Genomic DNA, 22,000 nt, shown 5'->3' with positions numbered 1-22,000 from the left:
GACTTGGGGCCGAAGAGCTTACGCCCGTCAGATTGGCTGGGACGGCAGCGCCGTGTAGCCGGACGGATTGGATTCCTGCCACCTCCAATGGTCCGCGCACATGGTGTCGAACGATCGTTCAGCCTTCCACCCCAACTCCCGCAAGGCTTTGGACGGGTCGGCGAGGCTAACAGCGACATCACCGGGCCGGCGGTCCACGATTTCATACGGCACCGGGCGGCCCGTGACCTTGGCAAAAGCATCAATGACTTCCAGCACGGACGTCCCCCGCCCCGTGCCCAGATTCCATGTGAACAGGCCAAAATTGCTTTCTAGGTAATGCAGCGCGGCCAGGTGCCCGGCGGCAAGATCCACTACATGGATATAGTCCCTGACCCCAGTTCCATCCGGGGTGTCGTAGTCGTCGCCGAACACACGCACCACAGACCGCATACCTACCGCAACCTGCGCCACGAAAGGCAGCAAATTGTTCGGTGTGCCCACCGGATCTTCACCGATACGACCTGAATTGTGTGCGCCTGCAGGATTAAAGTAGCGCAGGACCGCGATCCGCAACGTGGGGTCCGCCGCCGCCACGTCCTCCAGAATCTCTTCGATCTGCTGCTTGGTGCGGCCATACGGGTTGGTGGCGTTGCGCCGCATCCCCTCGAGCAAGGGAAGCGGATTTTGGGGGTCGTAGACGGTGGCCGAAGAACTGAACACGAGGCGGGTGACGCCATGCTTTTTCAGGGCCGCAAGCAGGTTCAGTGTGCCCACTACATTGTTCATGTAGTACTCGTACGGGATTTGGGCCGACTCCCCCACGGCCTTCAGGCCAGCGAAATGGATCACCGCGTCCGGCTGGAATTCCTCCACTGCTGCTTCCAGCGCGTTTGTGTCCAGCAGGTCGGCCCAGCAAGCCTTCATGGGTGTGGCGGCCAGCTCTCCCACCCGTTCAAGCGACACCGGGCTGGCGTTGCGCAGGTTGTCGTACACCATGACCTCGTGGCCGTGCTCAAGTAGCTGCAAGACAGTATGGGAGCCAATAAAGCCAGCCCCGCCGGTAACCATAATCTTCATGCCTTCAGGCTATCGGCACACAGCCGCCCACGTTCAATCGGGCACGAACACGTAACTGCCCATTGATATGATGGGGGACGCCCTACACCCAACCCGCCGGAGAATATGCATGCCCACACGACCGGTCGTATCCGTCTGCATGGCGGCTTATAACGGCGCCCAGCACATCCACGAGCAGCTCGACTCCATCCTCGCGCAACTAACCGAGCCCGACGAAGTAATCATTGTCGACGATGGTTCCACAGACGGCACCCGCGAATGGCTCACAAACATGCGCGACCCAAGGGTGAAAGTCCACTTCAACCAATCCAATCTCGGATATGTTCGCAACTTCGAGAAGGCTCTCGGGCTCAGTACCGGAGAGATTGTCATGCTCTCGGACCAAGACGACCTCTGGCTGCCCGGTCGGGTGGACGCCCTGGTACGGGCACTTGATAACGCAGAAGCCGTCGCCTCAAATTTCAGCTACTTCGAAGGCACACCGCGGAAGCTCGAACAACTGCGCCTCAAACAGGGCACCGGTGGTCACAGAGTCCGGAACCTAACCCGGCTCTGGATCGGCATCATTCCCTATTACGGTTGCGCCATGGCCTTCCGCCGGAGCTTCATCCAAAGCAGCCTGCCCTTTCCCCCGTTTCTCTACGAAACTCACGACCAGTGGTTGGCTATGCTCGCAAACGTTCGAGGAACCATGGTCCACCTCGAAATTGAAACCCTAAGCCGACGGCTTCATGCTAACAACACAACGCCCAAAACCTTCAGAGGCATTCCAACCATTCTGAAATCACGCTGGATGCTCAGCAAGGCCTTCGTTGAGGCAGTGAAACGACGCAAAGGACAGATAAGCGCTTAGCTTCTGGCGCTGCTTGACGGATTCCCCGCGATCATCAGGATGGACGGACCGCGTCCGGATAACGCTCCAGCTGGAGTCCAGCGACCACCTGGCTGTGAGGTAGGAGCAAAGAACGTAGAGGGGCGGCGCCTCGTGGCGCTGCCCCTCTAAATTGCTGAGTTGCTGGAAGCTTAGGCCACTACGTGCTTGAGAAGCTTCTGCACCGCAGCCCTGTTGCCGGCCGCGAGGCCCTTGCCCACGAGGGAGGCAGCGTTCAGCCTGCTCATAAGGTGGGTGGTTGCGGCGCGTGCGGCCTTCGTCCAACCGCGGGCTCGGAACCGTTCCGCCTGGTCCTGGAAGAATCGTCGCTCCTCTTCAAATCTACGACCGTCAAGGGCGCGGACCGAGGAGTCGGATGCAGAATGTCGACGGTACAGGAAAGCGAGCTCGGGATCCACGACCAGAGCACCGCCTCGGTCCGCGACGTCGAGAAGCATGGCCAAGTCCTGCACGACATCCAGCCCCTCTGTGAACCCGATCCCCTGCACTACCTCCGCACGCCACGCAAGCGACGGAAAGTAAGTCCAGTTGGCACGCAGGAGACTAGCGGCCAGGTCCTCGTTGGCGAGCACCAGCGGCGCTGATGTCTGCGGTGCGCAAGCCTTCTTGACCCGATCCACGAGCGGATTGACCGCGATGCCGTTCTCGTCAATTACCTGGACTCCCGGCTGCACGATTGCAGCTTCCGGGTGGGCCTCAAAGGAGCGAACAACGACGTCGAGATAGTTGGGCAGCATTATGTCGTCGGCACCCATGATGACCACAATAGGAGCATCCGCCTGCGAGAGGGCTTTACGGTAGTTTCCGTTGGCCCCCAAATTCTCGGCATTCTTTTGGTAGGAAACCCGCGGATCATCAATGCCGGCAAAAAACTCTTCAGGCTCTTTGCTCGGGTAGCCATCATCGAAGACCCGCAGCCGCCAGTCATGGAAATGTTGAGCCATGACGCTGTTGGCAGCCTTCTTCATAAGTCCCACGTCCCCGTAATAGGGCAGCATGACGTCGACTACGGCCATAGAGAGATCCTCCCACCATCGTTGTTGCGCCAGACGGCGCCTGACCATGCTACCGGACCGAGCGCGTTCGCATCCGCCGATAGACTGTAACGAACAGCCCGAGATCCCGGCTCCTGGAAGGACCCCCATTGCCGCAGCAGGACTCCATCGTCGCCGTACTGTCACTTTTCAACCCTCCTGCTGAAGTCGTTGACCGGGTCCGGAGGCTACGGCGCCAAGTGGACAACGTGGTGGTTGTCGACGACGGCTCACCCTCACCCGATTCGTGCACCTTGGAGCAACTGGCGGATATTGCCCAGGTCATAAGGCTCGGCGAGAACAAGGGAATCGGGGCCGCGCTTAACGCTGGCATACAGCAGGCGCGGACCGCCTGGGATCCGGCATGGATTCTAACGCTCGATCAGGACTCCGAGATTGGCACGCATTTCGTCGAGCGCGCGCTCGAGACTGCGCAACGCGCCGCGCGTGCTGGGATCAGGGTGGGTGCGGTCACCCCGGAGACACACAACGGAACGCGTATCGATATGCTTCCAGGGAAGGATGAATTCGGTGAAGGCTTCGACCCAATGCAGTCTGGCACGCTTATTTCTGCCACCGCACTGGACCACGTGGGCCTCCTCGATGAGTCGCTCTTTATCGATGCTGTTGATTCGGAATACACCGCGCGGCTGCGACAGCACGGCTACCGCCTCATCACAGGCGATGGTTGCGACCTCTCCCACGCCCTGGGGCAAGCACGTCCGATGAAGTTCCTGGGTCTTCGCGTGAAGATCGCCGGACGCGGGCTGAACGTTTACTACCATGCCCCATTCCGCGTCTACTACATGGCGCGGAACAGCACCCAATTGACCCGCAAATACCTTCTTGGCCAACCTGCTTGGATTCTCAAGCGCGTGACCCTTGAAACCATCTTCCACCTGATACGCGTGACCTACGGACCAAACCGGATGGCGCTGCTCAAGGCTATCGTCCTCGGGACACGCGATGGGCTTCGGGGCCGTCAAGGACGAATCCCCCAGGCGGTCCAGGACAGGCTAACGACTCTCTAAGGCTGCGCACCGGAGGCGAAAACGTGTGGGCCTGCTGGCCCGGACGTGCGAAGCCGTTCGCATTGTGCGACACAGTCCGGGCTCAGCTGTCACTGATGCGCCACCGCTGGCAGCACCAGGGACGACAGCTACTTGAGAGCGTTAATTCCCAGAGCCTGGCGGTCCTCACGGGGAAGGGTCGAGACCAGGCCTCCGGGCGCAATACGCCGCGGCCGACGGGACACTCCGTGGAACCATCCGCGGGCGGCAGCTGAAACCCACCCCATCTTGTTCTCGGCCTTGACAGCCTGCTCCAGGGTCTGGATGGCCAGGCCGCCCAGGTTGATGATCTTTGAGTTCCGACCGGTGTCCTTTTCCCGCACGTACCACAGGGTGTTTCGAATGTGGTAGTAAAGGCGCGGCCCCATGTCGGCGGTCGTCCCCTTGGCAACGGGATGGTTGACCATGCTCGCCGGAACGGTCATTGCCAGCCCCCTACGGGACAGCCTATGCGTGTATTCAGAGTCGTCGATCCAGATAAAGAAGTCGACGAACGGTAGATGGGTCTCCCGCGCGAAGCCCAGGTTGACCAGCACGCCAACAAAGGTAGCGGTATCGATCGCCACACCGCCGGCGGCATTCGCATCCATGTGCCGCTTGGCATCTGTCGTAATGACCGGAGGATTGCGAGTGTTGAAAACGTCGCGCCCGTGGGTAACCAAGGAAGCGAGAACGGAGGGGCGGGGCTCCGTTGCTTGGAACGCTTCTTTCAGCGGGGCGAAGGCATCAAACTCCGGTTCGGCGTCGTCATCCATCAGCCAGGCAGCCTCATGGCCTTTAGCCATGGCAATGTCCAGTCCCCACGCGAAACCGCCGGCGCCGCCAAGGTTCTTGCCCGTCTCGAACAAGGTCACATTTGGATGGTTCTTTCGCACGTAGTCCGCGCTGCCGTCCGTCGAACCGTTCTCGACCACGATGATCTCGTCCAATGGTTCGGTCTGGGACTCCAGCGCGACAAGGCACTTTTCTAAAAGCTTTATTCGGTTGTACGAAACGACAACGGCCGCAAACGTCAATGCATCTCCTAAGTGCGGGACCAGTCCAAGCAGTCTATAGGACGGACTCCTTCGGCCCGTCGCCTAGAATCGTATGGTCCCCCCCGAACAGGAGTCCCGTGTCCATCAGAGCAGGATCTGCCCACATTCGCCGCCTGATTAGCTTCGCCGCTACGGTTGGGGCGTCGACGGTCGTGAGTCTGGTCACAGTTCCCCTGATCATCGGCCGGACAAGCGCTGCAGCTTGGGGCAGTCTGGCTGTAATCCAGACAGGAGCCATTCTCTTCGGCGTTCTCGTTGCCTTCGGGTGGGGAACGACCGGTGCGGCCACTGTGGCCAGCATCCCACGGGAGGCGCGGCCCGCACTGTACTTGGAGTCACTCGTGTCACGGGCCTATCTCTTCATCTTCACGCTTCCGATAATGATCGTGGTGATGCTTTTGATCTCTCCCGCAAGCGTCGGCGTGGTGATTGCTGGATCGGTTGCGTATCTGCTGCCTTTCCTTGGAGCGACATGGTATTTCATAGGGGAGGCCCGACCACTCCGGCTCTTCCTGCTCGATGCCCTCCCCCAGATGGTGGGGGTCGTGGTTGGCTTCCTTATCCTCAGCGTGACCGGGGAACTTACCCTTTTCCTTATCGCGCTGGCCGTTCTCACGGCTGTGGGGGTGTTCCTGTCCAGCGCGGTAATCCTCCGGGGCCTTCCTGCCAATACGAGAGTCGATATGGGGCTGAGGCCGGCGATTGCCCGCCTTGCTCCGCAACGCCATGGCGTAATTACGGCCGGGACCACGAGTCTGTACGTGACCTTGCCCCTCCTCGCGGTCTCCGCGCTTGCCCCGGCAGCCACCCCTCTATACGCCATGGGCGACAAACTCTTCAGGTTCGGCCTAGTGGCCTTCTCACCGGTACTGCAGGTCATTCAGGGCTGGGTGCCGGAGGGAGGACCCGTAACCGTCGCCCATCGTGCCCGGCGGGCAGCCATAATTGGCCCGTTGTTCGGCCTGCTGGGCGGGGCAGTCATAACATTCGCCACCCCCACCGTCGCGAGCATGCTCTCCCACGGCGAACTCAGGCTCACAATGGCCCAAGCGCTCCCTTTTGGCCTCATGTTCACCGTCGTTGCCTGCACGCAGATTATCGGCCTGGCCTGCCTGGTTGCGATGAATCAGTCAAAGGCCCTGGCCAGTTCGACAGTGCTGGGTGCAATAGCAGGAGTTCCCCTCATTCTCGGCGCCGCCTACTTCCTCGACGCTTGGATCGTGGCTTGGGCAGTCGTCGTATCTGAACTCGTTGTCCTCGCCTACCAGGCGTATGCGCTCCGCCGGCAGCTGAGCCGGCAGAAGGTCACGGCGCTACGCGTGGTGTGACCAGGGCGTGAATCCGACAGCGGGTCCAGAGTGGCTCTGCGTCGGAGACCGGCAGACCCCGAGACGCACGCAACACCGTCGGCCTGCCCCCGGGAACTCGGGATATCGAGCCAGCTTCCGTCAAAAAATATTTCTCCTCGCATATCGGTGACGAACCCACCTGAACTCCCTGTCTGCTTGAGTTCGGATATGGCACGCCGCCTCATAATAGCTGGCGCTTCTAGCTCTAGCGGCTGGCATCGACAGCAACGCATCTGCGATTTCCACCTGGGTCACTTCCACGGGCCACATCTTGGCAAGTAGTCCCTTATTCAGGTGATGGCGATCACGTGCTCCGGGTACATTGGGGTTACGGGTTTGCAAGCCGTCAACCTCGGGGCCAAAGGCGTTTGCGAAGTTCGCTGAAGAATCGATAGCGGTGACCAAGCTGCAGCTCTAGGAGATCAAATCCAGTATCCAAAACTAACGGCTCGCCCGCAAGAGTGGCCTCTCGCTGGCATGCTGACCCAAAAGCTTGAGGCGTTATCGCGCAGACCGCAACTTGAGGACACCGTGGAGTTTGATGAACAGCTGTTTACGCCAGGGGGCTCATAGCCAGAGTGACATTGCCATCCCGCCGGGATTCATCGACGACATTCTCAAGGCCCGCCTACCTTGCCCCGACACCCGCTACTTCCTGGCCAGCAATGCCGAGCTTATCGGAGTCGCAAGGGCTCTGTGGAACCCGCAAAACCTGGTCCAATAGTGCTCCCGGGCGATGCAGACGCCCCGGACCGTGGAGCCGCAATCTCTTAGGAGTGCGACTGGACCCACGGGACTTGTTCGCAGCAGCCTTCTTCCGGGCAGTAGCCTCCCGTTAGTCACCCGTCCCCGAAGCCTCCGCAAAGACCGAACGTTTACGCCGCAAAGCGATCGACGCCATGACAGTTCATCACTTGGGAAACATATACGACGGTTCGCTGCGACGGTGAGCATCCAGTTGCAAGTCTGGTGACGCCTGCACCTCCAGCTACTATGGTAGCTGGCTAATTTGATTGGCCGAGTATCCGCTTAAATTTGGAGGACCTGTGAGTTGGACCGCGGCGACCCTGCCCATTTTAGTCGCAATCGGACTCTTGGTTGCCCCGGGCCTAGCTATCGCTTGGTGTCTAGGAATGCGCAACTTTTCCGGGCTCGCACTGGCGCCGGTCTTCTCCACTTCCGTTGTCGGGGTGTTCGGTATCCTGGGTGGCTGGGCTGATATACCCTGGAGCGTCGGCCTTTACTTGGCCGGAACCTTATCCGTCGCCTTCGTCGCATTGGTAGTTGTCAGGTTCTTCCACATCTCCAGGCCTGCTCCAAAATCTGTCATAAAGGACAGAAGGTCTTGGGTCCCGCTCATTTTGGCCGTGTCCGCAGGAGCAATTATCATTGCCTGGCGGCTTATGCAGCTATTCCAAACTCCCGAGAACGTTTCCCAGCGTTTCGATAATGTCTTCCATTTGAATGCTATTCGCTTCATTCTAGATTCAGGAAATGCTTCGACTCTAAACCTGGGATCGATGAGCGGGGCCACCGGGCTCGCGGCACTATACCCGGCAGCCTGGCACAGCTTCGTGGCCCTGGTCAGCCAGCTCACGAACACTTCCATACCCGTTGCAGTGAACGCTTTTAACATCGCATTCTCCGCGATAGCATGGCCCTTGGGTTGCATAATGCTGGTCCGTCAGGTAGCTGGCACTCGCCCGGTTGCGGTGCTCGCCGCAGGGATACTCTCCGCTGCGCAATTGTCATTCCCAGCATTGCTGCTGGTCTGGGGCCCTCTATACCCCAACGCTCTATCCGTGGCCCTGTTACCAGCCGTAATCGCGGCCGTGGCGTCATTAGCAAGCGTAGACACGGTCGGCCGACACTCGGCGGCAACCTGGTGTATTGCAATCGCCCTAGCGCTGCCTGGGCTTGCCACTGCACACACAAGCAGCCTGAACGCGCTGATAGCGTTCACGCTTCCCATTCTTGTTTTATCTTTGATAGCCAAGTTCCGACGACTTCATCGCATCAGGTCTGATTGGCAGCCGTTTGCGCGCTTGGGTGTATTAGCGGCAGCCGTCACGACTCTTCTGGGACTAATCTGGATCAAAGTACGTCCGGATTTTTACGATAATTGGGGACCCCACCAAACTGAAGGAGGTGCCGTCGGTGAGGCCCTGACAAGTGCACCAATGGGTACATCCGTAGCATGGACAGTCACAGTCCTCATGGGCGTAGGATTCGTCTCTGCCTGGTCACGGCCTAAATGGCGGTGGGTACCACTGTCCTATTTGATCACCGTGACCCTATACGTCGTTGATGCTTCTATGCCCAGAGGCGCGGCTCGCGCCTTCCTGACGGGGGTGTGGTACCAGGACACATACCGCCTCGCCGCATTTTTGCCGCTATTTACAACGTTACTCGCGGCGTTTGGGGCAATTGTCATAGAACAGAGAATCCGTTCTTGGGCCTTAGCGGGACACGCAAACCCGACGTTCTACTGGCGAGTTCACTCTCCAATGGCAAGAATTGCACTTTACGTTGTCTTCATAGTGGCCCTCGCCGCAGCGACCCAGTACGGTGCGCTCCGCCAGTACGTGTCAGACAACAAGGTCTACTACAGTCTTGATGCCAGTTCGCCAATGCTGACAACGGATGAGAATAAGCTACTTAGGAGAATATCGACAAGTGTCCCTCCGGACGCAGTCATTGCAGATAACCCTTGGAACGGGAGTTCGTTGGCCTACGCCATCGCCGACCGTAAAGTCCTCATTCATCATCTGTTCTCAGCGCTTTCACCAGGCCAAGAGGTGATTGCTCGCGAACTCGGGACCAACGCTTCCGACGATGTGGTGTGTCCTGCGGTCAAAGCCAACAACGTGAAATTCGTTTTGGACTTCGGAGATAATTACTTGGCTGTGAATGGTTCGAGCAATAACTTCCCGGGGGTGACAAACGTCAAAGAATCGACTCGACTCCAACTCGTTGACTCCGAGGGTGCCGCCAAGCTATACCGGGTGGTTGGTTGCAACTAGCCATACAGACCAGTCATAGTTTCAAGACACGGCACGCTGATCGATTAGGAAACGCTGCTAGCACCGTCCCAACGTCGGCAAGGGGTTTGCTATCGGCTCGCTTCGTCTAGCAGCTGCCAAGTGCCTTACGGATCACGCTGCTCCTAGGTGAGGCTTTTTAGGCTGGCCAACAGGCGCCTTGCCCTTAGTGATGACGGAGATGGTCCACGGTTCCATACGGCTACATCTAGAGGTCGCGGACGACCAAGGAGGCGTAATAAAGTCTTTACGCGTCGAAGCCGGCACCGATAGGCCATACCAAGGATCAGTGCTGTTCCTTTCTTTCTCCCTCGGACTCTAATGCCAACCAGATACAGCTCACTCACCGAGCGCCTTACCCTTCTGGTCCCAGTGGCGACCCGCGTGATTGTGTCAAGTATTTTGGCCTCGGAAGGGTAACTGAAACTGGCCCCACCCGGCGTTGTTAGTCAAAGTGACCGAGGGCGCCTATCTGTAACTAGAGCCGGGGCTGCTGGACTACGGCGCCGCAATGGGCCCCAGCGTTTCCGGTACAACTGGTGCATGGCCGTCGAGTTCCCCCGGGAAGTTAGTCCGTGATCGGATCGGAGAGACCAAGACGAATATGGCGAATGCGGCGGCAACAAGCGCCTATATTCAAAGCACGGGACTGACGTCTGTTGCGAATGACATGACGCCCCCGCCGATACTGGCCGCGGGCATCACCCCCAGGGTGAAGAGCCGGTAGGTAGACATGACTCGTCCCACTAGGTGGCGGAACGAACCGGGGAATGATGCCAGCCCCGCCAGTCCAGACTGGATAACGAAGAAGGGCCTGCCAAATCCCGAGACGCCAGTCCACACCACCGGACCCAACCCCAGGAAAGGCGCCACCGGGAGCAGGATGACGAATCCGGCGCTGGCCAGGCTCGCGGCGATCTTCGATCTGCCGAGGCTGAGACGTCGTGTGATGCGAGTGGCCGTCGTGGAAGCGACCAGACCCCCTGCTGCTGATAGTGCGCCCAGCAATCGAATTAATCCAAAGGGATTCAGGATTTGCCGGGCGAAAATGACTTTGGCAGCGGCGCCGAACATACTCGCGGCATTGACCAGCGCAATGGAGACCATCGAGGAAAGAGGTGATCTTTTGCGGATCCAGTCCGCGGCGGCCAAGGTGTGGATGGTGGCCGGGTTGATGTTCGGATTCGCACCGAAGTCGAAATCCCCCAGCCACTCGTCCAGCGGGAAGCCTGCGGCTTTGATGCGACGGATAGAGGAGCGCCGGCTCTGGTCACGGCACTAGGCCAGCAACACCTCGGCCAAGAATGCCTAATAAGAAAGTTATTCCTTCCCGGCGACGGTGAGGGCTTCATCAAGCACCGCCCGCATAGGACGCAGGAGCAGCCGGCGGAAGGCCTGGTCTACGGCCGCGACCGCGGCCTGTTCGGTCAGGCCGCGCCGCCGGCGCAGGGTTGGGACTAATGGTCGTCGAGGGTACTGCAGGGCTCATGAGATGTTGTCCTTTGAAGCGGATGCTTGTGCGGGTTGCGTGCGCATGGTCAGCAGCTCGTCACAAAGCCCGATCAAAGGAAGCGGGCGCGTGTCCGCCGGGATCCATGAGCCGGCGCTGGGTGAGACTAACAACCCGTTGCACTTTCATTTCGTCGTGAGCACCGGGATGACGGTCCGGCCAGGACCCACCCGCGGGGATGGTTGAGGCGCGTCTGCGGGCTTCGACCGGGACGACGGACGACGTCGGCACTGACAGCGCCCAAGGCCGAGACGAGGGGTCGAGGCCGTAGTGGGAGCGGAAGAGCGCCCATCGGTCGTTCTCCTGCCACTGCCGTCCTTGACCGAAGACCACCGCGGTGACCGCGCTGGTGAGGTTGTCATACCTGATGTGCTTGGACGGGACACCGCCCGGGATCTGGAAGGCTTGGATGTGTACCACCAGGAAGGCACTCTGGGCCTACGTGGGATAGGTCCGGTGGATGACCTTGCCCTGGTGAGAGGGCCGGAGGATGAACGTGTGGCACTTGGTTTCCCCGCCGTTCAGTACGCTCCAGACTTCGCTGAAATCCACCTCGGCCTCCGCACCCGGGGCGTGTTCCTGCGGGACGAAAACCTCCACCCGGCGGCCGGCCTCCACGTCGATCTGGGCCCGACGGACACGCACGTAAGCACCACCGTGGAGTACGACTGTCCCTCCGCCCCGCGCTCCTCGATGAGACGGGCCATTATCCTGCGCGCGGCAGTGGCCCTGCTTCCGCGGCGCCGTCGTATGCACCGTCAGCATCCGCATCGATCGGCGCTTTGAACTGCTCCAAGCGCCACACGAGGCCGTGTCTTGGTTTGCGTGGCGGAGGGTGGCTGGTTCCAGAACCTGCCGCACCGTCCTCCGGTGGACTTTGTGTTTGGCCGCCAGCGCGCGGACCAATACGCCCTCGACCCGTTCATCCCTTCGAATCGGCGCGAACAACTCCATCAAGACAAGCCCTCCAACGTACCCGTCTAGTGATGAATCCAACGATGGAGGGGGCCACACATAACCGTCACAAGTTGCCCGGCGAGTCGCGAAGTGGGGCCAGAAATAACCGTCCTACCGGGGCCATCCAAACCTGTCATAGTCAGCCGCGAAAGGCAGGGGTATGGCTTTGGCGTTACTCAGACTCAAGCTGCCAGAATTGGCCACGATTCGCGCGAGGGATGGCGTCCTCGCTTACCTCGAAGCAATCAACGCGAGCTTTCCGTCCGAAGGCGGGCGACAGCCTCGTGAATCGGCCCGTCGAACACCACGTTGCCGTGCTGCAGCACCACTCCCCTGTCACAGATCCGGGAAACCAGTTCGAGGTCGTGGCTTACCACCACGAGGGTCTTCCCGGCAGCGGACAGTTCCTTGATTTTGTCCAGGCACTTGCGCTGGAAAGGCTCGTCGCCGACTGCGAGGATCTCGTCGACGAGGAACACCTCCGGGTCGGTGTGGACTGCCACCGAGAACGCCAGACGCAGGTACATACCGGATGAGTAGAACCGCACCTCGGTATCGATAAACTCGCCAATTTCAGCGAAGTCGACAATGGAATCGAACTGCTCGTCAATTTGCGCCTCGGTCATCCCGAGAATCGCGCCGTTCAGGTACACGTTGTCCCGTCCGGACAGATCATGGTGGAAGCCCGCCCCCACCTCGATGAGTCCCGCAACCTTGCCCCGGGTCCGGACCGACCCCGTGTCCGGCAACATCACGCCGGAGATGTGCTTGAGCAGCGTGGACTTTCCCGAGCCGTTGAGGCCCAGCAGAGCCACGGTTTCACCCTGCTGGACCTCAAGGTCGACGTCGAGCAGGGCGTGGAACTTCTTCGACAGATCGCCCTTGCGACCCGTGAAGAGCCAGACAATGGTCTCCTTGAGGGAACGGGTGTGACGCAGCACAAACTGCTTGTTGATCTTCTTTACTTCGATTGCCATCGGCATGCTAGAGCTCCTGCGCGAATCGGCCCTCAAGCCTACGGAACGTCCACTGGCCCACGAACAGCAGAGCAAAGGACACGACTAGTCCGACCGGAAGCCACAGCGAGAGCAGGTTCGGCGGGATAGGCGCCGACCCGTCAGTGGTCGGCAGCCAGAAGGCGTAGTGGAAAGCCTCGACCCCGATGGTGATGGGGTTCACCTGATAGACCGAGTACCAGCCCTCGCCGAGCTTGTCCCGCACCATCGTCCACGCGTACATGACCGGTGACGCCCACGTTGCGACCATCAGCAGCATGTCAACGATGTTTTCGAAGTCGCGGAAATAGACATTCGCCGACCCGAAAAGCAGGCCCAGGCCCGTAGCCAGCATGGCCACGATAATGAAGCCCGCGGCTGCGGCCAAGAGCTGGAGCAACGAGGGCTGCCAGCCGACCACGAGGCAGGCGGCGACCAGCACCGCCAGCTGGGGTACAAAGTGCACCGCCGAGACCCAGACGGAAGCCACCGGGAAAAGCTCCCGGGGCAGGTAGATCTTCTTGATCAGGCCGCCGTTGCTGACAATCGACCTCGCGGCATTGCTGAGCGCCTCGGTGAAGAAGTTAATTAGCACGATGCCGGAGAACAGGTAGATGGCATAGTTGGCGAGGCCGTTCGGATTCCTGGGGCTGCGCTCGAGGCCCAGGAAGACTCCCAGCGCGATGTAGAACACGAAGAACTGCACCCCGGGCTTGACGTAGGACCAAAGCAGACCCAGGACCGACCCGCGGTAGCGGATCTGCAGCTCCTTGCGAACCAGCAGCTTGAGCAGGAAGCGCTGTCTGAAAACTTCGGCGAGCCCGCCGCCCACGCCCGGGCGGACGAGGGCGTCGGGGCCGCCGTTGGAAACGGCTGAGGTCACTTCGACTCCGGGGTCTGCGCCGCGGGCTTCTCCGTCATGGCCTCGAAGGTCTGCTTCCAGGTGTTGGGGGAAGTGAACTCCGGCAAAGCCTCCGAATACATCGTGGACAGCTTGTCCCAGTCACGCAGGAGCTGCTGGTGCAGCTTCATGCTTCGGGCCATCATGGTCCGGAACTGTTCGGGCTGCCTCTTGTACCAGGAGGCACCTGAACCGTCGGCCGAGGAAACGATCGCCGAGTCCAGCTGCGACAGGCGCCACCAGCGGGCATCCATGGCCGGCACAAGTGCCTCCGGGTGCTCCAGGGCACCCGGACGCACGCCCTGGACCTGGCGGATGCCAGCCGTCGCTGCCGTTGCAAGCGCGTTGAAGATGGACTTGGGCGCCCTCGGCTTCTTGCCGTGCCGCGGCGGCTTGACCCGCTTGACCGCTGGGAACCCAAAGACCTCCTTGGTGATCCGCGCGTCGTCAAATTCGGCGCGGCGGGCCCGAATCTCGGGAAGCTTGGTCCTGATCGTTTCGTGCAGGTGCGAAGGTCCCTTCAGCAGGTCCTCCAAGGCGTCGAGGCGCAGGTCGACGGCCGAGTACTGCATCGACAGCAGATGCTTGACATCCACCATGAAACTCATCCGCGGCAGGATGCCGCCCTTCTTGTAAGGCGAGTAGACCAGGGCCGCAAGCCAGCGGTTGCGCTGGTGGAAGTAGGCCTGCCAGTCGATAGTGTCGTCTTTTTCGGTCCACGGCATGTGCCAGACAGCGGCACCCGGGAGGGTGACGGTCTGATAGCCGTGGCGCCGGGCGCGGATGCCGTATTCGGCGTCATCCCACTTGATGAAGACCGGAAGAGCCAGCCCGATCTCGCGGACAATGCTGGTTGGGATCAAGCACATCCACCAACCGTTAAAGTCGACATCGATCCGACGGTGCATCCACGGCGTGGTCCGCAGGTTGCTGGCCGAGAAATCATGCGCTTCGCGGGTGCTCTCCACCGCACCCCAGAAGAACTTGTATTCGTTCACTTCTTCGCCGAACGTGTGCATGACCGAGCGCTCGTAGAGGTTGAACATGTGGCCGCCGACGATGGTCGGCTTACGCGTGAAGTCAGCGAAATTGATGGCCCTGAGGACACCCTCGGTTTCGATGATGACGTCGTCATCAAGCAACAGGACGTACTTGCTGCGTCCGTCTTCAACCGTCTCGTGCATACCGCGGGCAAATCCTCCGGAGCCGCCAAGGTTTCCCTGTTCGATGATTCCGAACTTGTCGCCCAGCCGGGCCGCGGCCTCCTCGAAGCCCTCCTGGTCGCGCACCTTCTGCGTGCCCTGGTCGGTGATCAGCAGCCGGTCGAGAACCTCAAGAAGCTCCGGGGATTCCGCGAAGGTGGTCAGGTGCTTGACACAGTAGTCAGGCCGGTTGAAGGTCGTCACAGCAACCGTAGCGGTCCCGGGGACAAAGCCTTCCGGCTTACGCACCGACCACTCGGCGCCAACCAGTTTGACCTGTTCCGAACCGGCGACGAGGTCGAACCAGTACCAGCCGCCGTCGCCGAAGTTGGCGAGGGGAAGAACGACGTCGGCCGGCGAGTCTGCGTCTACGCTGATGCTCTCCACCCGGTTGGAGGTTCCCCGGGCGGTTGAGCGGGAGATAACCACCGTGGCGGGGGCGTCCACTTCAACGGTAAGCCGGACGCCGGAGACATCGGTGTGGGCCCGCCAATAACTGGCCGGGAAGGCGTTGAAGTAAGTGCCGAACGATACGCGGCGGAAGGCCGGTAGGTGGAGCTGGCGACGGTTTTCCAGGAAGTCCGTCCGGACCTTTGCGCCGGTCGAGGCCACAGCAGTGACACCCGCGCCGGACTTCGAATTCTGCGAGTCCTCGGACACCACGCGCTGGGCGGCGTTGAAGTCAAGGTAGAGCGGAAGGGTATCGGTGTCGCCATCCGTCGGGAAAACGACCCGGTGGACGGTCTGCCACTCTTCGTTCACGGGAGTGCGGGCTCCTTCCCTCAGAACTTCAGTCGCAACGCTCATGCGTCCACTCCCCCGCTTTCGATCTGGGCGCCGGCTTCGAAGTGCGGGCGGATCTTGTTCTCGAACATCGTCAGAGCCGAACCGATGGCCATGTGCATGTCCAGGTACTTGTAGGTGCCGAGGCGTCCGCCGAAGAGGACGTCTTTCTCGGCGGCAGCGAGGTCGCGGTACTTCAGCAGCCGTTCGCGGTCAGTCGGGGTGTTGATCGGGTAGTACGGCTCGTCACCCTTCTCGGCCGCGCGGGAGAATTCGCGCATGACGACGGTCTTTTCCGTCTGGTAGTCGCGTTCCGGGTGGAAGTGGCGCGGCTCAATGATGCGGGTGTAGGGGACGTCGTCGTCGTTGTAGTTGACCACAGAGGTGCCCTGGAAGTCGCCAACGTCGAGCACCTCTTCCTCGAAGTCAATGGTGCGCCATGAAAGGTCGCCCTCAGCGTAATCAAAGTAGCGGTCCACCGGACCGGTGTAGACGACCGGGACATTCCCGACAACCTTGTTCTTGGAGTATTCCTGCGACTCGTCGAAGAAGTCCGTGTTCAGCCGGACCTCGATGTTCGGGTGCTCCGCCATCTTTTCGATCCACGCGGTGTAACCCTTGGTCGGAAGGCCCTCATACTTGTCGTTGAAGTACCGGTTGTCGTAGTTGTAGCGCACCGGGAGCCGCGAGATGATGCCTGCGGGCAGATCCTTCGGGTCCGTCTGCCACTGCTTGCCGGTGTAGTGCTTGATGAAGGCCTCGTACAGTGGGCGGCCAATCAGCTGGATGCCCTTGTCGTTGAGGTTCTGCGGATCGGTGCCCGCGAGCTCGCCGGCCTGTTCCTTAATCAGATCCTGGGCTTGGCCCGGCGTCAGGTTAGCCCGAAAGAACTGGTTGATGGTCGCCAGGTTGATCGGCAGGGAGTAGACCTCACCCTTGTGGACGCCGTAGACCTTGTGGACGTAGTTGGTGAACGTCGTGAACCGGTTCACGTACTCCCACACACGGTCGTTGGAGGTGTGGAAAAGGTGCGCACCGTAGCGGTGGACTTCAATTCCGGTCTGCTCTTCCTTTTCGCTGTAAGCATTGCCGCCGATGTGGTGGCGTCGGTCGATGACGACGACCTTCAAGCCCAGCTCAGAGGCGGCCTGTTCTGCGATTGTCAGGCCGAAAAAGCCCGACCCTACGATGACGAGGTCAGCGGTCACAAAATCTCCTGGTTCGAATGCGGGCAGCACAGCGTTAGGCAATGTCTGCTGCTCTAGCGTACCCGAGTCGGGCGGTGAAACCGCGCCCCAGCACGTCGTCGGACACCCCCGCAGTGCCCCTGGGTTGTCCACATACCGCTTGTTCGCCCGCCCCGCGCCGTCGACAAACCCTACTCTGAATCGCGGAGGAAGGGGTGAAGGAAACCGCACAATGATCTTGCAGTGCACCTTGGCGGGCGGGCCGCGGTCGGCGATCCTTTCGCCGGTTGAACTGACCGTCGAACTGCCCGATGGCTGTGCGGGCAGCCGGCTCGAAGAGGCCCTCAGGAGGAAGTTCGCGACGTCGCTCCTGCGGGTGGCCGGGGTGCCCTTATCCGACTTGTCGGCGGGAACTCCCCCGCTGGTCAACGGCGCGGTGTTTGTCGACGGACTGATGCCTTCGGCTGAAACCGCGCTTCCCGACGGCGCCGAGCCGACGCTGACACTGGCCGTCATCGGCGGTCCAGCCGCGGGAACGCTCCTACCCCTACGACGCGGCACCTACCGGCTTGGCCGAAGCGGCGTCGACCTCGTCATTCCGGATCCGGGGCTCTCCCGCGAGCACGCGAAGCTTGAGATCACGCCTGCGTCCGCCACTCTTGAGGATCTTGGAAGCGCTAACGGTACGTGGGTAGACGGCCGGAGAATATCGAAAGTTCCGCTCATCACAGGCGCGGAGATCCGGTGCGGTAACTCGGTATTTAGTCTCCTTGGGGGCACTGGCAGCGGTCAACCTGCGGTTACCGACGACGCGGGGACCGACACCTCCGCACCCCTTCCGCTCTCGGCTCCGCCCTCCACGGGTCCCCGCCCCACGCTTCTCATAACGTCCTTGCTTCCGCTGCTCGCCGGAATCGTCCTGACCCTTGTCACCGGGACGTGGATGTTCCTTGCCTTCACCGCCTTCTCCGCCCTCCCGGTGCTGGTCTCGGGCTTCAGCGGACGACGGCGCCGTAGGCAGTGGCGCTCCGATGTCGCCGCTGCGGCACTCGCGGATGCAGATCGACGACGCTGGGCCGCTCCGTCGATTGCCGCCTTGGTGACCGCCTCCGCAGCTTGGCGGCGGGGAGTCTCTCAAGAACCGTCCAGCGGTGGCCTCCACGCAGCCGGAATTCATCACGATCGCCCCATGGCAGTAGCTCCTGTGTGGCTGCGGCTGGGCTTGGCCGAGCAACTGGCCAACGTGCGGCCGGCGTCGGACACCGGCAGTTTCCGTCCTCCGGTCAACGGAAGGTTGCCCGTAACCCTCGGTCCCGGTATCGAGGCACGACTCTCGGGGCCTACTCAAGCGATGGAGGGACTGCTGCGCTCCTTAGTCATTCAACTCGCTTCCTATCCCCGCGCCGCTCTGACCCCGCTACATCTCATCGGCCCACCCGGGAGGCTTCTCCTCAGCGCGCGGTTCCTGCCGAGGGTCTTGGCGACCGCCGTGGAAGGAGAGGCCGTTGCCGCACTGAGACGGGCGCTGCCGTCGGCGGCCGGTCCTCCCGGTGTCGTCATCTGCCTGCCCGGCTACGCCGCCTCGGAGGCGTTGCGGGTGGAGACGGCTCGGTTGGGCTGGCAACTCATCTCCTGCGAACAAGGGGGTCCTCCCGCGGCACGGTTGGGACAAGGGGTGAGCCTCACGACCACCGCTGGCCAGCTCACCACGGCCTCGGGGGTGACAGAGTTCGTGCCAGACCTAGTCTCGGAGGCCGTCTTCGATAGTTTCTGTCGTCGCCGGGGTGGCCAGCCAGCCGCGCCGCCAACGTTGGGCGGCATCCCCGCACGCTGCGAACTGCAGGGAGCGCTGCCGCTCAGCAAAGCTTCGGTGAGGCGCCGTTGGGCCGCCAGAGCGCTGCCTAGGCCGCCACGGATGGGGCTCTCCGTGCCGGTAGGCCAAGGTGCCGCCGGGCCGGTGTTCGTCGATCTGCAGCGTGATGGGCCACATCTGCTCGTTGCCGGGACTACCGGCTCCGGTAAATCGGAGTTCCTCCGGATGCTCGTGCTCGCTCTATCCGCCTCCCACGCCCCGAACGAGGTCAATTTCCTCCTCATCGATTTCAAGGGAGGGTCCGGATTGGGGCCGCTGGCTGCCCTGCCTCACTGTGTCGGTGTCCTGACGGACCTGGACGGCCACGAAATTGACCGCGCACTTGTCTCGCTCCGGACGGAAGTACGGCGCCGCGAACAGCTTCTCGCCCGTGCGGCTGTTCCTGATCTCGCCCGCTACAGGCTCAGCGAAGACGGGGCGCCGACGCTCCCGCATCTCATTCTTGTGGTCGACGAATTCCGAATGTTGATCGATGAGGCACCGGCCGCACTGACCGAACTCATGCGCATCGCCGCCATCGGCCGCTCACTGGGCATCCACCTCGTCATGGCTACCCAGCGTCCCCAGGGAGCAATTAACGTGGACATCCGCGCCAACGTCACGAGCTCCGTGATCCTACGGGTCCAGTCTGACGCCGAGTCGCTGGACGTCATGAATGCGAAGCTGGCCGCGACCATCCCCACCGATGTTCCCGGCCGCGCGTACCTCATTCGTGGCAATGCGGCGCCCGAAGAGTTCCAGACGGCCACCCTCGGCGGGACGGCGCACGACACCGAGGCGGGCCACGTCACCGTGATGACCGCCGAAGAATTCTTCATAGCTCCCCCGCTGCCGGAAAGCCATGGGGACGGAGCACCGGTTGATACGGCGGAGGCCGCTGCACCTTTTATCGAACTGGCGCGCACGTTGTGGCTGGACGACGGCGGCGAACCGCCGCACCGGCCCGTCGCACCGCCGCTCCCAACCGTCCTTTCTTTTCCGGGTCCGGCGCCAACCTCTCGGTCCCCCGATGACCCGGTCCCGGTTGGGCGGCTTGCCGTCCGTCTGGGAATCGTCGACCTGCCCGAGCTGCAGGGACAGGCCACCCTGACGTGGTCGCCGGCCGACCACGGCCATCTGGCGCTGATCGGCGGCAGTCCTCGAGGGCGCGGCACTACTTCGGCGGGCCTGCGGCTGCTTCTTGCCCAGTGGGCCACGGACGTTAGAGCATCCGCCTATCTGTTGGACGCCGACGGTACCTTGGCAAGCGCAGCCAGCCACCCGCTGGCGGGAGCAGTCGTGGGACCTAGAGAAACGCGGCGCGCCGCGCGGCTCCTGGCCAGGTTGAGCGAGGAGATGGCACGCCGGCTCGCTGCATCGTCCGCTCCGACCGCGGCGTTGTTGCTGGTCGTCCACGGCTGGGGAACCTGGGTTTCTGCGTTTCGTTCCGGCCCGTTTGCCTGGGCCGAGGACCTGTTTCAGGACCTGATCCGGGGCGGCCCCGGCGCAGAAATCACCGTCATCGTCACCGGGGAGCGGGAGCTGGTGACCGCCAGGTTCTTCGGGTCGCTGCCCAACCGGATCTACTTCCCCGCCACCGCGACCCCGGAGAGTCGCCTGCTCTGGCCGGCCCTACCGAAAGTTCCGGCTATCCCGGGCCGAGTCGTCGTCTCCGGGGCGTTCGCGGCCAGCTCTCGTCCCGACGCCGAACGTCCAGTGCCGGAGTTCACGGCACCTGAAGATGGAGACGACGGGGTTGGGACGGGACAGACGCGCTACCCGGGATCGACCGGAAGCAATTACGACGACGGTCCGGACAACAAAGCCTCAGACGCCGACACGTTCCGGGTGGCGCAACTCTTCGAGCCGCCGCCGTGGACCGGGCGGGCGATGAGCGGTGAGGCCATCGGCAGAGACGCCGGGCGGGCCCTTCCCTTCCGAGTGGAGGCACTCCCCGACCGTGTCACGGTGCGGGACGTGGCTTCCCTCCTTTTCACGAACGCGACGGAGGTGGGCCCGACGGAGAGAAACGGCAGGGACGATGGCCGATTCTGGATCGGCCTCGCAGGCGACGAACCGGCGCCCGTGGGCATCACGCTGCCTTCCTCCGGTGTCGCCGCCGTGTTGGGAGCTCCCGGGACGGGGAAGAGCACGCTCCTGGAAACCCTGGTATCCCTCAATCCATTGACGCGCTGGTTGCAGCCGGGAACCCAGGCGGCGCAGGATTACTGGACGGGCATCTGTCGAGGAGCCGACGCGGGAACGTTGGACCGGCAGGCGGTGGCGCTCGCCGACGACCTCGACCTCTCCACCTCGGAGGTCAACGCCGCGCTGCGGGACCTCAACGCCCGGGGTTGGCGGGTGATCTTCACCGCCGGCTTCGGCCCCCTACTTCAGCAACGGGTGCCGTTGGCGATGCAGGCCCGCGTCTTCGGCAAGGGCGTCCTGCTTCGGCCCCGCAGCCTGATGGACGGCGACCTCTTCGGGGTACGGTTCGACCCCGAGCCGCATCAGCCCGCCGGACGGGCTGTCCTCATCGGCGACGGTACGGCGACGTGGGTTCAGCTCGCCGTTCCGGAGCCATCAGCGCTGTCCAGGAAAGATGCCAAAGGAAATGCCCCGGAGGTAACGCCGGAGGAGAGGCAGGGATGAAGCCCGGATCAGGCGAACGGGGATGACGCCCCCGCGACGAACCCGGGAAGGGGGCCTACAGGGCCGGCGGGGACCCACCGACCCGTGAGGCGTAGGCGATGACGCGTTTGTCGAACAACAGCACGATCGCGACGGCGGCCGGCACCAGCATCGCAAGCCCGGCCAGCGGGTACCCGCCCGTCAGCGTGGGGAACCCGATCGTGAGCGCAAACAGCTGGGCCACCAGCGCGCCCGCGCGCGGCCAACGGTAGCCGCGGAACAGGAAGTGGCCCACCGCGAACAGCCAGGCCGAGAAGGCCAGCAACAAACCGAGGGTGAAGACCGCTCCCCAGAAGGAGAGCACCGGCGCTCCGGTCAGCAACTGCAGCGCATACCAGCCGGCCGCCACCAGGAGGGCCACTGCCTCGAGGGCAGCAACGGCCGAAATCACGGCGATGCCGGCGGGACGGGAGGGCCGGGCCGGGTCCGTTGCGCCGGCG

Annotated in this window: 14 protein-coding genes and 2 pseudogenes; 6 read left to right on the top strand and 10 right to left on the bottom strand. The window is 62.1% G+C overall.

Features of this window, described 5'->3' with window-relative positions; genetic code table 11:
• Positions 1-27: 27 nt before the first annotated feature.
• Entirely contained in the window at positions 28-1,059 is a 1,032-nt protein-coding gene (gene galE / locus ACFUCU_RS09265; RefSeq protein ID WP_377972151.1) for a UDP-glucose 4-epimerase GalE, read from the bottom strand.
• Positions 1,060-1,168: 109 nt separating this feature from the next.
• Here galE and ACFUCU_RS09260 point away from each other — a divergent pair, with 109 nt between their 5' ends.
• On the top strand, positions 1,169-1,912 hold the full coding sequence (locus ACFUCU_RS09260; protein ID WP_377972150.1) for a glycosyltransferase family 2 protein: 744 nt from the start codon (positions 1,169-1,171) through the stop codon (positions 1,910-1,912).
• 170 nt (positions 1,913-2,082) lie between these two features.
• On the opposite strand, the gene ACFUCU_RS09255 is transcribed toward ACFUCU_RS09260, so the two are convergent.
• Positions 2,083-2,967: a glycosyltransferase family 2 protein gene (locus ACFUCU_RS09255; protein ID WP_377972148.1), complete on the bottom strand. Its 885-nt coding sequence runs from the start codon at positions 2,965-2,967 to the stop codon at positions 2,083-2,085.
• A gap of 128 nt (positions 2,968-3,095) precedes the next feature.
• On the opposite strand from ACFUCU_RS09255, the gene ACFUCU_RS09250 reads away from it, so the two are divergent.
• Complete coding sequence (locus tag ACFUCU_RS09250) at positions 3,096-4,016, top strand: glycosyltransferase (protein ID WP_377972147.1); 921 nt, start codon at positions 3,096-3,098, stop codon at positions 4,014-4,016.
• A 128-nt stretch (positions 4,017-4,144) separates the two neighbouring features.
• Here the strand turns inward: ACFUCU_RS09250 and ACFUCU_RS09245 are convergent, their stop codons facing one another.
• The gene (locus tag ACFUCU_RS09245; protein WP_377972146.1) at positions 4,145-5,071 is read right to left on the bottom strand and encodes a glycosyltransferase family 2 protein; all 927 of its coding nucleotides are present in this window, start codon (positions 5,069-5,071) and stop codon (positions 4,145-4,147) included.
• Between the two features lie 98 nt (positions 5,072-5,169).
• On the opposite strand from ACFUCU_RS09245, the gene ACFUCU_RS09240 reads away from it, so the two are divergent.
• Together ACFUCU_RS09240 and ACFUCU_RS09235 are read left to right on the top strand one after the other, a co-directional pair.
• Positions 5,170-6,420: a hypothetical protein gene (locus ACFUCU_RS09240; RefSeq protein ID WP_377972144.1), complete on the top strand. Its 1,251-nt coding sequence runs from the start codon at positions 5,170-5,172 to the stop codon at positions 6,418-6,420.
• A 1,067-nt stretch (positions 6,421-7,487) separates the two neighbouring features.
• The gene (locus tag ACFUCU_RS09235; RefSeq protein WP_377972143.1) at positions 7,488-9,464 is read left to right on the top strand and encodes a DUF6541 family protein; all 1,977 of its coding nucleotides are present in this window, start codon (positions 7,488-7,490) and stop codon (positions 9,462-9,464) included.
• Between the two features lie 654 nt (positions 9,465-10,118).
• On the opposite strand, the gene ACFUCU_RS09230 is transcribed toward ACFUCU_RS09235, so the two are convergent.
• From ACFUCU_RS09230 to glf, 6 genes and pseudogenes are all read right to left on the bottom strand, one after another.
• Positions 10,119-10,634, bottom strand: coding sequence for a hypothetical protein (locus ACFUCU_RS09230; protein ID WP_377972142.1), 516 nt, complete (start codon positions 10,632-10,634; stop codon positions 10,119-10,121).
• 616 nt (positions 10,635-11,250) lie between these two features.
• Positions 11,251-11,946 (bottom strand): annotated as a pseudogene (locus ACFUCU_RS09225) (IS21 family transposase); the annotation flags it as partial.
• A 248-nt stretch (positions 11,947-12,194) separates the two neighbouring features.
• Positions 12,195-12,932 carry an ABC transporter ATP-binding protein gene (locus ACFUCU_RS09220; protein WP_377972141.1) on the bottom strand — a complete coding sequence of 246 codons (738 nt, stop codon included), beginning with the start codon at positions 12,930-12,932 and terminating at the stop codon, positions 12,195-12,197.
• A 1-nt stretch (position 12,933) separates the two neighbouring features.
• Positions 12,934-13,827 (bottom strand): ABC transporter permease, encoded by an 894-nt coding sequence (locus tag ACFUCU_RS09215; RefSeq protein ID WP_377972139.1) that lies wholly within the window; start codon positions 13,825-13,827, stop codon positions 12,934-12,936.
• Positions 13,824-15,809 carry a glycosyltransferase gene (locus ACFUCU_RS09210; protein ID WP_377972138.1) on the bottom strand — a complete coding sequence of 662 codons (1,986 nt, stop codon included), beginning with the start codon at positions 15,807-15,809 and terminating at the stop codon, positions 13,824-13,826. Before ACFUCU_RS09210 ends, ACFUCU_RS09215 begins: the two co-directional genes overlap by 4 nt.
• A gap of 41 nt (positions 15,810-15,850) precedes the next feature.
• Positions 15,851-17,038: a UDP-galactopyranose mutase gene (gene glf, locus ACFUCU_RS09205; protein ID WP_377972137.1), complete on the bottom strand. Its 1,188-nt coding sequence runs from the start codon at positions 17,036-17,038 to the stop codon at positions 15,851-15,853.
• Here glf and ACFUCU_RS09200 point away from each other — a divergent pair.
• Positions 16,926-17,774: pseudogene (locus tag ACFUCU_RS09200) on the top strand (FHA domain-containing protein); the annotation flags it as partial. The gene glf and the pseudogene ACFUCU_RS09200 sit on opposite strands and share 113 nt — an antisense overlap.
• Positions 17,775-18,932: 1,158 nt before the next feature.
• Positions 18,933-21,521 (top strand): FtsK/SpoIIIE domain-containing protein, encoded by a 2,589-nt coding sequence (locus ACFUCU_RS09195; protein WP_377972179.1) that lies wholly within the window; start codon positions 18,933-18,935, stop codon positions 21,519-21,521.
• A gap of 55 nt (positions 21,522-21,576) precedes the next feature.
• Here the strand turns inward: ACFUCU_RS09195 and ACFUCU_RS09190 are convergent, their stop codons facing one another.
• Positions 21,577-21,957, bottom strand: coding sequence for a hypothetical protein (locus ACFUCU_RS09190; RefSeq protein WP_377972178.1), 381 nt, complete (start codon positions 21,955-21,957; stop codon positions 21,577-21,579).
• Between the last annotated feature and the right edge of the window lie 43 nt (positions 21,958-22,000).

The organism is Arthrobacter sp. NPDC057259 (genome assembly GCF_042668995.1).
In the GTDB taxonomy this organism is placed as follows: Bacteria; Actinomycetota; Actinomycetes; order Actinomycetales; family Micrococcaceae; genus Arthrobacter.
Note: the sequence above shows the minus strand (reverse complement) of the source record. Positions and strands in the feature narration are given on the sequence as shown.